11 protein-coding genes are annotated in these 13,325 nt (G+C 71.1%); 8 read left to right on the top strand and 3 right to left on the bottom strand.

What is annotated here, in order from left to right; translation table 11 throughout:
• The first annotated feature begins 166 nt into the window (after positions 1–166).
• From OG828_RS45020 to OG828_RS45050, 7 genes are all read left to right on the top strand, one after another.
• Entirely contained in the window at positions 167–967 is an 801-nt protein-coding gene (locus tag OG828_RS45020) for a crotonase/enoyl-CoA hydratase family protein (protein ID WP_328370420.1), read from the top strand.
• Positions 968–1,106: 139 nt separating this feature from the next.
• The gene (locus OG828_RS45025) at positions 1,107–2,051 is read left to right on the top strand and encodes a Zn-ribbon domain-containing OB-fold protein (RefSeq protein ID WP_328504395.1); all 945 of its coding nucleotides are present in this window, start codon (positions 1,107–1,109) and stop codon (positions 2,049–2,051) included.
• Positions 2,051–3,130: a thiolase domain-containing protein gene (locus OG828_RS45030; RefSeq protein WP_328441967.1), complete on the top strand. Its 1,080-nt coding sequence runs from the start codon at positions 2,051–2,053 to the stop codon at positions 3,128–3,130. The genes OG828_RS45025 and OG828_RS45030 overlap by 1 nt, the downstream gene beginning before the upstream one ends.
• The gene (locus tag OG828_RS45035) at positions 3,127–4,293 is read left to right on the top strand and encodes a thiolase domain-containing protein (protein WP_328370430.1); all 1,167 of its coding nucleotides are present in this window, start codon (positions 3,127–3,129) and stop codon (positions 4,291–4,293) included. The genes OG828_RS45030 and OG828_RS45035 overlap by 4 nt, the downstream gene beginning before the upstream one ends.
• A gap of 83 nt (positions 4,294–4,376) precedes the next feature.
• Positions 4,377–4,619 (top strand): DUF397 domain-containing protein, encoded by a 243-nt coding sequence (locus OG828_RS45040; RefSeq protein ID WP_328370433.1) that lies wholly within the window; start codon positions 4,377–4,379, stop codon positions 4,617–4,619.
• A 135-nt stretch (positions 4,620–4,754) separates the two neighbouring features.
• Positions 4,755–5,648 carry a universal stress protein gene (locus tag OG828_RS45045; RefSeq protein ID WP_328504396.1) on the top strand — a complete coding sequence of 298 codons (894 nt, stop codon included), beginning with the start codon at positions 4,755–4,757 and terminating at the stop codon, positions 5,646–5,648.
• A 320-nt stretch (positions 5,649–5,968) separates the two neighbouring features.
• On the top strand, positions 5,969–6,466 hold the full coding sequence (locus OG828_RS45050; protein ID WP_301977501.1) for a hypothetical protein: 498 nt from the start codon (positions 5,969–5,971) through the stop codon (positions 6,464–6,466).
• 4 nt (positions 6,467–6,470) lie between these two features.
• On the opposite strand, the gene OG828_RS45055 is transcribed toward OG828_RS45050, so the two are convergent.
• Both OG828_RS45055 and OG828_RS45060 read right to left on the bottom strand, forming a co-directional pair.
• Positions 6,471–8,423: an N-acetylmuramoyl-L-alanine amidase gene (locus tag OG828_RS45055; RefSeq protein ID WP_328504397.1), complete on the bottom strand. Its 1,953-nt coding sequence runs from the start codon at positions 8,421–8,423 to the stop codon at positions 6,471–6,473.
• A 215-nt stretch (positions 8,424–8,638) separates the two neighbouring features.
• Positions 8,639–9,778: an aminoglycoside phosphotransferase family protein gene (locus OG828_RS45060; RefSeq protein WP_328370445.1), complete on the bottom strand. Its 1,140-nt coding sequence runs from the start codon at positions 9,776–9,778 to the stop codon at positions 8,639–8,641.
• A 233-nt stretch (positions 9,779–10,011) separates the two neighbouring features.
• Between OG828_RS45060 and OG828_RS45065 the strand changes: the two genes are divergently transcribed.
• Entirely contained in the window at positions 10,012–11,499 is a 1,488-nt protein-coding gene (locus OG828_RS45065) for a DNA-binding protein NsdB (RefSeq protein ID WP_328370448.1), read from the top strand.
• 3 nt (positions 11,500–11,502) lie between these two features.
• Here OG828_RS45065 and OG828_RS45070 read toward each other — a convergent pair whose 3' ends face one another.
• Complete coding sequence (locus OG828_RS45070; RefSeq protein ID WP_328504398.1) at positions 11,503–12,933, bottom strand: PP2C family protein-serine/threonine phosphatase; 1,431 nt, start codon at positions 12,931–12,933, stop codon at positions 11,503–11,505.
• Between the last annotated feature and the right edge of the window lie 392 nt (positions 12,934–13,325).

The raw sequence follows: 13,325 nt of genomic DNA on the forward strand, positions 1-13,325 counted from the left end.
CGCTCCTCCTGCCCTCGCCCTCCACCGGCTGCCGGTCATCAGAGCAAAGGGCGGCACAACTGTGAAGGGTCCGCGCACAATAAATCTGACTGACTGTCAGAAAACTCTTGAAGTGCTTCCCCGCCTCCTGCAACCTGTTCTCGTTCTGTGAGAGGGGAGACGGTCGATGGGTGGGACGGAACACCTCGCCATCCGGCGGGAAGGCGCCACACTGGTGCTCACGCTCAACAGGCCCGAGGCCAAGAACGCGCTCTCGCTGCCGATGCTCGTCGGGCTGTACGACGGCTGGATCGCGGCCGACGAGGACGACGAGGTCCGCTCGATCGTGCTGACCGGCGCGGGCGGCGCGTTCTGCGCGGGCATGGATCTCAAGGCCCTGGCCGGGAAAGGCATGGAGGGGCAGCAGTACCGGGACCGGCTGAAGGCCGACCCCGACCTGCACTGGAAGGCGATGCTGCGGCATCACCGCCCCCGCAAACCGGTGATCGCCGCCGTGGAGGGCCACTGCGTCGCGGGCGGCACCGAGATCCTTCAGGGCACCGACATCCGGGTCGCGGGCGAGTCGGCGACCTTCGGGCTCTTCGAGGTCAAACGCGGGCTGTTCCCGATCGGCGGGTCGACGGTCCGGCTGCAACGCCAGATCCCGCGCACGCACGCCCTGGAGATGCTGCTCACCGGCCGGCCCTACAGCGCCCCGGAGGCCGCCGGTATCGGCCTGATCGGGCACGTCGTACCGGACGGCACGGCCCTCACCAAGGCCCTGGAGATCGCCGAACAGATCAACGCCTGCGGCCCGCTGGCCGTCGAGGCCGTCAAGGCGTCGGTGTACGAGACCGCCGAGATGACCGAGGCCGACGGGCTCGCCGCCGAACTCAAGCGCGGCTGGCCGATCTTCGACACCGCCGATGCGAGGGAGGGTGCCCGCGCTTTTGCGGAGAAACGCCCGCCGGTCTACAGGCGGGCGTAGACACCCCGCCGGAGGCCGGTTCACAGCTGCGGGTTCGCTGTGGCCGGTCGCGCCCGCGCGGCGGAGCCGCAAATGTCACAGCCCCGCGCCCCTTCGGGGCGCCCTCACAGACGTCGGCTTCCCAAGGAGGCAGCCCCCGATGCCCGAAGTTCTCAAGGCCCCGCTCACTCTTGAATTCCCCTTCACCCGCTCCCTCGGCCCCGTCCAGAGCGCCTTCCTCACCGGTCTGCGCGAACGCGTCGTCCTCGGCGTGCGGACGACCGACGGCCGCACCCTCGTCCCGCCCGTCGAGTACGACCCCGTCACCGCGGAGGAGATCCGCGACCTGGTCGAGGTCGCCCCCACCGGCACGGTCACCACTTGGGCCTGGAACCACGCCCCCCGCCGCGGCCAGCCCCTCGGCACGCCGTTCGCCTGGGCCCTCGTCCGCCTCGACGGTGCCGACACGGCCCTCCTGCACGCCCTCGACGTCCCTGGCCCCGACGCCGTGCACACCGGTATGCGCGTCCGGGTCCGCTGGGCCGAGGAACGTACCGGCGCCATCACGGACATCGCCTGCTTCGAGCCGTTCGACGGCCACGCCCCGGCCGAACTGGCGGGCTGTAGTGGTGAGTTCGAGGACATGGTCACCGGCATCGTCGCCCCCGCCCGCCTCGACTACACCTACTCACCCGGCCGTGCCCAGTCCGCCTACATCAAGGCCCTGTCCGAACACCGCAACGTCGGCGAGCGCTGCCCCAGCTGCCGCAAGGTGTACGTCCCGCCGAGGGGTGCGTGCCCCACATGTGGTGTGGCCACATTGGAACAGGTCGAGGTGGGTCCGCACGGCACAGTGACCACGTTCTGCATCGTCAACATCAAGGCCAAGAACCTCGACATCGAAGTGCCGTACGTCTATGGCCACATCGCCCTCGACGGCGCCGACCTCGCGCTGCACGGCCGGATCGGTGGCATCCCCTACGACCAGGTGCGCATGGGCCTGCGGGTGGAACCGGTGTGGACCGAAGGGTCCCGCTTCCCTGACCACTACCGGCCGACCGGCGAAGCCGACGCGGACTACGACACCTACAGGGAGCTCCTGTGATGCGTGACATAGCACTGGTCGCCTTCGCCCAGACCGACCACCGGCGCACCAGCGACGAGCACTCCGAGGTGGAGATGCTCATGCCGGTCCTGCACCAGGTGCTCGACCGGACGGGCCTGAAGACCGCCGACATCGGCTTCACCTGCTCCGGATCCAGCGACTACCTCGCCGGCCGCGCCTTCTCCTTCACCCTCGCCCTCGACGGCGTCGGCGCCTGGCCGCCGATCTCCGAGTCGCATGTCGAGATGGACGGCGCCTGGGCGCTGTACGAGGCGTGGACGAAACTCCTCGCCGGGGACGCGGACACGGCGCTCGTCTATGCGTACGGCAAGTCCTCGCCCGGCTCCGTCCGCGACGTCCTGACCCGGCAACTCGACCCGTACTACGTCGCACCCCTGTGGCCCGACTCCGTCGCCCTGGCCGCGCTCCAGGCGCAGGCGCTCATCGACGCGGGCCACACCGACGAGCCCGCGCTGGCCGGGGTCGCCGCCCGCAGCCGAAGGGACGCTGCCGACAACTCCCATGCGCAGCTGAGGGGTTCGGTGCCGCACGGGGACTATCTCGTACGGCCCCTGCGCACCGGCGACTGCCCGCCCATCGGCGACGGCGCCGCCGCCGTGATCCTCGCGGCCGGAGACCGGGCCCGCGAGCTGTGCGAGAGGCCCGCCTGGATCCGCGGCATCGACCACCGCATCGAGGCCCACGGACTCGGCGTCCGCGACCTGACCGACTCCCCGTCCACCCGCCTGGCCGCCGAGAAGGCGGGCGCCTTCGAACTCCCCCATGGCCTTAAGGGCATGGGAGGTGCCCCCACCGTGGACACCGCCGAGCTGCACGCGCCGTTCACCTCACAGGAGGTCGTCCTGCGCAAGGCGCTCCGCCTCGACGACAGCGTCCGCGTGAACCCGTCCGGCGGTGCCCTGGCCGCCAACCCGATCATGGCCGCCGGGTTGATCCGGATCGGTGAGGCAGCGGCCCGCATCCACCGCGGGGAGTCCGACCGGGCCCTCGCCCACGCCACGTCCGGCCCCTGTCTGCAACAGAACCTGGTCGCCGTACTCGAAGGGGATCCCCGATGAGCAAGGAGCCCGTGGCCGTCGTAGGCATCGGCCAGACCAAGCACGTGGCGGCACGCCGGGACGTGTCGATCGCGGGCCTCGTGCGGGAGGCAGCGCAGCGGGCGCTCGACGACGCGGAGCTGAGGTGGGCCGACGTCGACGCCGTCGTGATCGGCAAGGCGCCCGACTTCTTCGAGGGCGTCATGATGCCGGAGCTGTACCTCGCCGACGCACTCGGCGCCGTCGGCAAGCCCATGCTGCGCGTGCACACCGCGGGGTCGGTCGGCGGGTCCACTGCGCTGGTCGCGGCCAACCTCGTCGCCGCGCGCGTGCACGGCACCGTGCTGACCCTGGCCTTCGAGAAGCAGTCCGAGTCGAACGCGATGTGGGGCCTGTCGCTGCCCATCCCCTTCCAGCAGCCGCTGCTGGCCGGCGCGGGCGGCTTCTTCGCGCCGCACGTGCGCGCGTACATGCGGCGCAGCGGCGCGCCCGACACCGTCGGCTCGCTCGTGGCGTACAAAGACCGGCGCAACGCGCTGAAGAACCCGTACGCGCATCTGCACGAGCACGACATCACCCTGGAGAAGGTCCAGGCCTCGCCCATGCTGTGGGACCCGATCCGCTACTCGGAGACCTGCCCGTCCTCGGACGGCGCCTGCGCCATGATCCTCACCGACCGAGCGGGCGCGGCCCGCGCGCCCCGGCCGCCCGCCTGGATGCACGGCGGCGCCATGCGCAGCGAACCGACGCTGTTCGCAGGCAAGGACGCGGTGTCGCCGCAGGCCGGCAAGGACTGCGCGGCCGATGTCTACCGCCAGGCCGGCATCGCCGACCCGCGCCGGGACATCGACGCTGCCGAGATCTACGTGCCGTTCTCCTGGTACGAGCCCATGTGGCTGGAGAACCTCGGCTTCGCCGCCGAGGGCGAGGGCTGGAAGCTCACCGAGTCCGGGGTGACCGAACTGGACGGGGATCTCCCGGTCAATATGTCGGGCGGAGTCCTGTCGACCAACCCCATCGGCGCCTCCGGCATGATCCGCTTCGCGGAGGCGGCCCTTCAGGTGCGCGGACTGGCCGGTGAGCACCAGGTGGAGGGGGCTCGCAGGGTGCTCGGGCATGCCTACGGCGGCGGATCCCAGTTCTTCTCCATGTGGCTCGTGGGGTCGCTGCCGCCCGACTCCTGAAAGGTCCCGCTCACGTGGCCTGTTGGCACTCGGAACCGATCGCTAGGCTGGCCCGCGGACGACGAATCGGGAGGAGCACGGACGTGGCCGAGAGCACCATCCAGGACCACCCGCTCACGGGCTGGCACAAGCCGGAGCTGGACCTCAGCAACGCCGAGTGGCACTCCAGCAGCCGCGGGCTGGGGGACGTACAGATCGCCTTTGTCGAGGGTTTCATCGCCATGCGCAACAGCGATCGCCCGGAGAGCCCCTCCTTGATCTTCACGCCGGCGGAGTGGGGCGCGTTCGTGTCAGGTGCGCGGGAGGGCGAATTCGACCTCACCTGAGCCGGGGCGGGCGGGACCGGGCCTTGAGTGTCCCGCCCGTTTTTCCGGACACGCGACCCTGAGCACCCTCCGGGGCCGATGCCTGAGCGAGGCTGGTCCCAGGAGGTGCAGGTCGCACTCCGGAGGTGAGGAACCATGAGCACCCTGCCGGTCATCGCCGCGGTCGACGGCTCGGACGACAGTCTGCGCGCCCTGGACTGGGCGCTGGACGCCGCCCGGCGCCGCGAGGCACCGCTGCGGGTCGTCCATGTGCGGCAGTACGCCATGTGGACCCAGCCCGAGGTCCTGGCGGCCGGGCCGCCGGATCCGTCTGTCGATCCCGTGCTCGGCCAGGTCCGTGCGTATGTCGCCGACCGGACCACTGCCGAGTACGTGGCGCTGGAGGGCGCCCCGAGTGCGGCGCTGCCCGAACTGGGCGCCGCCGCCCAGCTGTTGGTGCTCGGCTCCCGGGGCCGCGGTGGCTTCGCCAGTCTGCTGCTCGGCTCCAACGGCATGGCCGCCGCCCGCGACGCCGAATGCCCGGTCGTCGTGGTGCCCCGGCCCGGGCGCGAAGTCTATGACGGCGCCCCGGCCGGACCGGGCCCGCGGGTCGTCGTCGGCCTGCACGTCGACGGCCCCGACGAGGCGACACTCGACTTCGCCTTCACCGAGGCCGCCCTGCGCGGCGCCCGCCTCCAGGTGGTCGCCGCCTATCCGTGGCCCCTGCAGACCTGGGCGACCCTCGGCGAACTCGTCCCGCCCGTGATCGACCAGGACGCCGTCGAGAACGAGACCCGCGTCCTCGCCGAGGGCTTTCTCGCCCCGCACCGCAAACGGCATCCGGAGGTCCACGTCGAGCCGTATGTGGCGCCGGGCGACGCGGCCGACCACCTCGTCGCCGCGTCCAAGGACGCCGAGCTGGTCGTCGTCGGCCGCCACCGACGCCGTCTGCTCGCCCCCGCCCGCATGATGGGCTCCGTCACCCAGGCCGTTCTGCTGCACGCGACCAGCCCGATCGCGGTGGTGCCACCGACGCCGGGCGAGGAGTGAATCTCCGTCGGGACCAATGAGCACAAGAAGGCCGCGGACAGGGTCGGTCGGTGGTCTGCGCGAGGCGTGCGTGCCCGCTCACGCGGCAGCAGGTCCCCTTCGCACGCGACAGCGAACTCGCCGCCGTCGGCGAGGCGTTGGCCGAACCCACCGGTCTGCGTGCGGACGGCACTGAACCACTCGACCGGCCTGCTCGCCTCCGCCGGATGCGCCTGCTGTCGACGGACTGCCGACAGAGGGGCCCGGCGTGAACGTCGACCCACGTAAGGGCCGCGGGGCTGTATCGATATGCGGTCCCTCGGCCACGTACCATTGACCGCATGTCGTTCCTCCGCCGCCGCAGCGCCACCCCCGCCGGGCCCGACTTCGACGTACTGGCCATGGACCCGGGCGACTGGCCCGGAAACCTGGGCGCGGGCCTGCTGCCCGCTCCCGACGGCACCTGCCAGGGCGTCTTCCTGCGTTACGACCTGTTCGGCGGCCGCGGTCCGGCGATGATCATCGGCAATCTGCCGGAGGGCTCACCGGCCCGTGAGGTCGCCGAGGACGAGATCCCCTTCGAGGTGGCCCAGCTGCTGCTCGCGCTGGAGAACGAGGAGGACGTCACCGTCGTCGGCGCCGAGGACGTGCCCGTCATGCAGGGCGACAACCTGCTGATCGTGCGCCGCCTCAAGCTCTCCGAGAGCCGGATCTCCTGCGTGCAGTTCGACCGCAGCGACAAGGTCCTGGTCACCATCGCCGCCTGGGACCGCCCCATCACCGACGACCTGTACGCCCTGCTGAAACCGCTGCCCGCGGAGCTGTTCCAGCAGGGCTGACGGCCTACCGGGCCGGCTCTTCGCGCACGTCGGCGGCGCGCACGTACGCCACCCGGTGGCCGAACTGGATCTCGTAGTAGAGATCCTTCCCGACGATCACCTTGTGCGAGTCCGTCGCGAAGCCGACCGCGTAGTAGTACTCGCCCGGCACCTTGTCACCCACCACGTACTTCTGCCCCGCGAGCAGTTTGTACGGCAGCGGCGACACCGCCTGCGCGGGCACATCCGCGGGATACGCCCCCGCTTCCGGGTACGCGCGTCCGTACACGGGAATCTGCGCCAGCCCGGCGTTGGGGGTGACGACGGCACCGGAGGCGTTCACCGCCGTCGGCTGCTTCTTCGGGTTCTTGAACCAGGCCTTCTGGCCCAGGTACCAGATCGCCGTCCAGTCGCCCTGCCGGCCCGCGACCGCGTACTGCTGGCCGGTGGAGACCCGCGAACCGATGTCGTTGACGTCGATCGTCGAGGCGTCCCCGGAGGGACGCAGACCGATGTCCTTGATCAGGGCGGAGTTCTCGTCGGGCTGGGAGTGCAGCCGTACCGCGCTGGAGCCGTGGGCCGGGCAGGGCTTGCCCTGCGCCGCGCAGCCCGTGAAGGCGGGGCGGTGGGCGGTGTAGTCGGGCAGGATCGTCAGCAGGCCCGCGCCGGCTCGCGCGGTGGTGCCGAAGGGGCGGCCGAGCAGGGTGAAGTAGTGCTGCCAGTCCCAGTAGGGGCCGGGGTCGGTGTGCATACCGGGGATGGCCGACGTGGTCGGGCCGGGCACGGTGTCGTGGCCGAGGATGTGCTGCCGGTCCAGCGGGATGCCGTACTTGGCGGCGAGGTACTTCACCAGGCGGGCCGACGTCCGGTACATCGCCTCCGTGTACCAGGCGTCCGGGTTCGCCAGGAAGCCCTCGTGCTCCAGGCCGATCGACTTGGAGTTGATGTACCAGTTCCCGGCATGCCAGCCGACATCCTTGGCCTTGAGGTGCTGGGCGATGTGGCCGTCGGTGGAGCGCAGGCTGTAGTTCCACGACACATAGGTCGGGTCCTGCACCAGGTTGAGCACACCCTCCCACGCGCCCTCCGTGTCGTGGATGACGATGTAGTCGATGCTCTGGGAGGCGGGCCGGTCGCCGAGGTCGTGGTTGCCGTAGTCGCCCTCGCCGAACTGCTCGTACGGCGCCGGGATCCACTCGCAGGACACCGTCGTGGGGCACTCGGTCTCCGCGGCCGAGGCGTCCCGCAGCCCCGCCCGGTCCAGCTGCCCGGTCTCGGGGGCCAGGTCCGGCCGGGCGGCCAGGGTGATCTGCTGCCCCGTGTCCGTGGTGCGCCGTTCGCCGGTGCGGAGCACGTCGTACACGTCGTTCGCGTACGCCGCCGCCGTCGCCCGGTCGTCGGCGGCCGGGAAACGGGCCACCGCCCCGTACCAGTCCGCCGGATCGTCGCTGAGCGGCTCGCCCAGCTCCTTCTGGGCGGCGGCCAGGAGTGCCGCACCGCCCGCCACGTTGGCCGCCGGGTCCGTGCGCAGCTTCTCGGCCGCCAGGCCGGTCAGCTCGGCCGCCTTCGTCAACGTCGTGAGGCGGGCGGGGAGTTCGGTGCTTGCCGGCACCTCGGTCGTGGGCAGCAGGGGAGCGCGGGCGCTGTCGCCGCGGGCGTCCTCGGTGCCCTCGCTGTGGTGCGGGGCCTCGGCGGCCAGCGCGGTGCGGGCGTCGGTGAGGTGCATCGGGCCGTAGCCGCCTGCCACGCTCGGCGCCCCGCCGTGCGCGTCCCAGCGGGACTGGAGAAAGGAGACGCCGAGGAGCACGCTCTGCGGCACGTGGTACTGGGCGGAAGCCGCGGCGAACGCCTGCTGCAACCCGTCTGCCGACGTCTCGGAGGGTGCCGCGCCGAGGAGCGGCAGGATGAGGGCCCCGGCGGCGACGGCCTGGGCGGCTCTGCGACGGCCTCGGTCGGGAGCGGTGGCGAATCCTCGCAAAACAGCCTCCTGGGACGGACGAGTGCGATGAGCCGTGCGGGGGCCGGGCGTACGTCTGTGCTACCGGCCTGCCGACGATCCGTCAATCATGCCCAGAGAGAGGCGTTTTATCGTGTAATCGTAGGGTGTAGGGAGTTTCGCGGCGGTGGAATGCGGCCCATACGAAGATCCGCGGTACGCCGGTGTCCCGGGCGCACCGCGGATCGCCGTCCCCGTCAGCGAGTGCCGACCGCCGCGCGCACGGCCCGTCGGGCCAGTTGGCAGTCGTCGTGCAGCCGCCTGAGCAGCAGCCGCTGTTCCTCGCCGGACGGCGCAGCACCCGGGTGGGCCACTCCCGGTGCCGCCGGGGTCGTGTCGTGCATCGAACGCTGCACGGCCGTCTCATAGGTACGGATCTCACGCGTCAGGACGAGCATCAGGTTCACCAGGAAGGCGTCCCGCGAGGCCGGTCCCGCCGACTGCGCGATCTGGCTGATCTGCCGCCGGGCCACCGGTGCGTCCCCGAGGACCGACCACAGCGTCGCCAGGTCGTACCCGGGCAGATACCAGCCCGCGTGCTCCCAGTCCACCAGCACTGGACCGGCCGGTGACAGGAGGATGTTCGACAGCAGAGCGTCGCCGTGGCAGAACTGGCCCATCCCCTGCCGTCCCGCCGAGTGCGCGATGCCGTGCACCAGCTTCTGCAGATCGCCCATGTCCCGGTCGGTCAGCAGACCCAGCTCGTGGTACCGGGCGATGCGTGCCGCGTAGTCCAGCGGCGCGTCGAAGGTGCCCGCCGGTGGCCGCCAGGCGTTCAGCCGGCAGATCGCGCCGAGTGCCGCTCTGATGTCCGCACGCGGCGGGGCCTCGGCCGGGTGCCGCTGGAGGGCCGCCACCCGCCCCGGCATCCGCTCGATCACGAGCGTGCAGCTGTCCGGGTCCGCGGCGATCAGCCGGGGCACCCGCACGGGCGGGCGGTGCCGGACGAACGAGCGGTATGCGGCTATTTCGTGCTGGATGCGCTCGGCCCACGCTGGGGAGTGGTCCAGTAAACACTTCGCGACGGCCGTGCTGCGCCCCGTCGTCCCCACGAGGAGGACGGATCGTCCGCTGCGGCGCAGGACCTGGACCGGAGCGAACTCCGGGCAGATGCGATGCACCGACGCGACCGCCGTGCGCAGCTGCGTGCCCTGAGGGCCGGACAAGTCGAGTCTCCCGCTGAGCGGTTGGGTGCCGACCCCCGCGGCGCGCGGCGGCCGGCCCGCTCCGAGCCGGGGAGGCGCGGGACGCGCGGGGTCGAGGTAGGGGCCGCTGCCCGCAGGGCGGGGGCGCAGCGACCGGGGCGGGGCGGACACGGAGGACGATGCTGCGTACATGGGCGAAACAGATCCCTTCGTGTGCCTGCGACGACAATGCGCTACCCGGCCCGGCCCCTCGGGTGCACCCTGGGGAATGTCCCTCGGCAACCGGGTCGGGGTGGCGCGTTCCTACCTGACACCCGTCGCCCAGTGGCACACCATCTGGCGCACCCTGGCGAACCCTGGCGAATAGTCGCCCGGCAAGTCTCACCGGGCTACTGTCAACTCAGCCGAGAACCTGGGGGCTTGACGTGAGCGGAGAACCCAACACCCGACTGTCGGACCTGTTCGGCCTGGCCGGCTGGTCCAAAGGTGAACTCGCGAGGCTGGTCAACCGGCAGGCGGCGGCCATGGGCCACCCCCAGCTGTCGACCGACACCTCCCGGGTGCGGCGGTGGATCGACATGGGAGAGATCCCGCGCGATCCCGTGCCGCGGGTGCTGGCGGCCCTGTTCACAGAGCGTCTCGGCCGTGTCGTGACCATCGAGGACCTCGGTCTGGTCCGGCACGGGCGTACGGGGAAACGGCAGAGCGGCGGGAGTGTGGAACATCCCGACGGTGTGCCGTGGGCGCCCGAACGGACTGCCGCGGTCCTCACCGAATTCACGGGAATGGACCTCATGCTCAACCGACGCGGCTTGGTGGGCGCGGGTGCCGCGCTCGCCGCGGGATCAGCACTCAGCAGCGCCATGCACGACTGGCTGCACACCGATCCGACCCTCTCGTCCGACGCTCCCGACATCGACCATCCCCTGCACGCCGACCCCGCTGGGTTCGACCGCTATGAGGCCGCCCCCATCGGGTCGCAGGAGATCGAGGAACTGGAGCGCTCGGTCGAGGTGTTCCGAGCCTGGGACGCGGCCCGCGGCGGCGGGCTGCAACGCAAGGCCGTCGTGGGTCAGCTCAACGAGGTGGGCGGCATGCTCGCCTACCGTCACCCCGATCACCTCCAGCGGCGCCTGTGGGGCGTCGCCGCCAACCTCGCCGTTCTCGCGGGCTGGATGTCGCACGACGTCGGCCTGGAGCCCACGGCCCAGAAGTACTTCGTCATCGCCGCCCATGCGGCCCGTGAGGGCGGCGACCGGCCCCGCGCCGGGGAGGCGCTCTCCCGAGCGGCTCGCCAGATGGTGCACCTGGGCCGGCCCGACGACGCACTCGACCTGATGAAGCTCGCCCAGTCCGGCTCCGGCGAAGAGGTGCTGCCGCGCACCCGGGCGATGCTGTACACCATCGAGGCCTGGGCACAGGCGTCGATGGGCAAGGGGCAGGCGATGCGCCGCACCCTCGGACAGGCGGAGGATCTCTTCGTCTCCGACCGGGGCGATGTGCCGCCGCCGAGCTGGATGCAGATGTTCAAGGAGGAGGACCTGTACGGCATGCAGGCCCTGGCCTACCGCACGCTGGCCGAGCACGAGCCGGGCGCGGCCGTGCACGCCCGGCACTATGCGGAGAAGGCCCTGGCCCTGCGGGTCGACGGGCGGCAGCGGTCGAAGATCTTCGACTATCTGTCCATGGCCTCCGCCTGCTTCATCTCCGACGACCCCGAACAGGCCGACAGGTACGCGCGGTTGGCCCTGATGTCGATGGGCTCCAACTCCTCCCATCGCACCTGGGACCGGCTGCGCCAGATGTACCGGCTCACCGCCGAGTACTCCAGCTATCCGAGGATCAGCGAACTGCGAGAGGAGATCAAGCTCGCGCTGCCGAAGCCGAAGAGCGGCAACAGCGCACGGGCATAGGTGTCAGTCGGCCACCCGGGCGATGAGCACGCAGGCGTCGTCCTCGCGCTCGAACTCGCCCAGTTCCTCCACGACCGTCCGTACGCAGTCCTGTGCGGTGCGCGCCTCGCGGAAGCGGGGGGCCAGGTCGAGGAGCCGATGCACGGCCTCATCCCGGCTGCGCCTGGGCACCAGCCCGTCGGTGTACAGCATCAGCAGGTCGCCCGCGTCGAGCGTCACTTCGGCCTGCTCGTAGGCGGCGCCCGAGGTCGCACCGAGCAGGACGCCGTCCGGCGCGTCCAGTGGGCGCCCCGTCCCGTTGCGGAACAGCAGCGGGGCGGGGTGTCCTGCTTGCGCCCAGGACAGCGTGCGGGTGGCGGGACGGTAGCGGCAGCAGACGGCACTGCCCAGGGCCGGCTGCACGGTGGCGTCGAGCAACTGATTGAGCAAGGACATCAGCCGGCCGGGCTCGGTGCCCGCCATCGCCATCCCGCGCAGCGCGCCGAGCAGCATCGCCATGCCGGACGTCACGGCGACGCCGTGTCCGGTCAGGTCGCCCACGCTCAACAGTGTGTCGCCGTCGGCCAGTTGGATCGCGTCGTACCAGTCACCGCCGATCAACGCGCTCGTCGACGAGGGGAGGTAGTGCGCCGCGAGATCCAGGCTCTCGGCGCCCTGGTGCGGGAGTCGCAGGGAACCGCGCCACGGCGGCAGCACGGCCTCCTGCAACTCGACCGCCAGCCGGTGCTCGGACTGCGCATGCTGCCGGTGGCGTTGCAGCGAGTCACGGGTCTCGCTCACCGCCCGCTGGCTGCGCCGCAGTTCGCTGACGTCACGCAGCACGGCCCACATCGAGGCGGTGCTGCCGTCGGCGTCGAGCACGGGCTCGCCCATCATGTGCACGGTCCGTACGTCGCCGTCCGGGCGTACGACGCGGAACTCCCCGTCGATCGGCTTCGCGTCGACGAGGCAGTCGGTGACCATCGCCGTCAGCTTCGGCCGGTCCTCGTCGAACACCAGGGACGGGAGCTCGTCGAGGGTGAGCGGGGGAGCGGCGGGGTCGCGGCCCAGGATCTGGAAGAGCTCACCGGACCAACTGGCCTCGTCCGTCAGCAGGTTCCACTCGGCGCTGCCGACCCGGCTGAGCAGCGAGTCGCGCCGGGGAGCGGGCGGCACGGCACGGACCGCGGACACCGGCTCCGACGCCATCGGCACGGGCGGCGGGCCTTCCCGCAACTGCGCCAAGTGGGCGTCCAGGTCGTTGAGTTGGTGCAGTGCCAGGTCGTACAGGGCGCGCTGCCACCGGTCCTGCGGATCCGATCCTTCGCTCTGCGCGTCCCGCCGTACGGCGTCCACGTCGCCCTTGAGCCGTCGCGTCTGCGATATGAGCGCGTCGACCGAGCCGCGTCCGGGCGGCTGGGCGGCTGGGCGGTCCGCGGAGAGATGGGACGGCATCAGGCACTCCGAGGGGGGACGGTACGAGCAAGGCGGACGGAGGGACCGCTACGACTGTTGCACAGCCCGCGACGCGCTGTAAGGGATTTGGCAACACACGATCCGGTGGTGCTTCTGGCATATGCCACAGTCTTCATGGCCTGCTTGCGCGGTGCGAATGGAGTACGTCGCCGAGGGGGTGCGCCGTAGGCGGCATACGTGACTTGACTGATGGTCGACGGGTTCGGGTCGACGTTCAACTACGTGTTCGACGCGTGTTTGTTCTATGGGTGGGGTCGACCGTTCGGATGTGATGCAGGTCACACCCTTGATTTCGGGTTTCCCGTAATGCAAACGGCGTCTGCGGGGTCGTAAGAGACACCGGCACAACGGGCCGACCTCTCACCCGCAGT

It is taken from the genome of Streptomyces sp. NBC_00457 (assembly GCF_036014015.1).
Lineage (GTDB): Bacteria > Actinomycetota > Actinomycetes > Streptomycetales > Streptomycetaceae > Streptomyces.

Bases quoted from the DNA above. Each gene is read 5' to 3' on its own strand.
- OG828_RS45020 (WP_328370420.1), top strand. From the start codon at position 167: ATGGGTGGGACGGAACACCTCGCCATCCGGCGGGAAGGCGCCACACTG.
- OG828_RS45025 (WP_328504395.1), top strand. From the start codon at position 1,107: ATGCCCGAAGTTCTCAAGGCCCCGCTCACTCTTGAATTCCCCTTCACC.
- OG828_RS45030 (WP_328441967.1), top strand. From the start codon at position 2,051: ATGCGTGACATAGCACTGGTCGCCTTCGCCCAGACCGACCACCGGCGC.
- OG828_RS45035 (WP_328370430.1), top strand. From the start codon at position 3,127: ATGAGCAAGGAGCCCGTGGCCGTCGTAGGCATCGGCCAGACCAAGCAC.
- OG828_RS45045 (WP_328504396.1), top strand. From the start codon at position 4,755: ATGAGCACCCTGCCGGTCATCGCCGCGGTCGACGGCTCGGACGACAGT.
- OG828_RS45050 (WP_301977501.1), top strand. From the start codon at position 5,969: ATGTCGTTCCTCCGCCGCCGCAGCGCCACCCCCGCCGGGCCCGACTTC.
- OG828_RS45060 (WP_328370445.1), bottom strand. From the start codon at position 9,778: ATGTACGCAGCATCGTCCTCCGTGTCCGCCCCGCCCCGGTCGCTGCGC.
- OG828_RS45070 (WP_328504398.1), bottom strand. From the start codon at position 12,933: ATGCCGTCCCATCTCTCCGCGGACCGCCCAGCCGCCCAGCCGCCCGGA.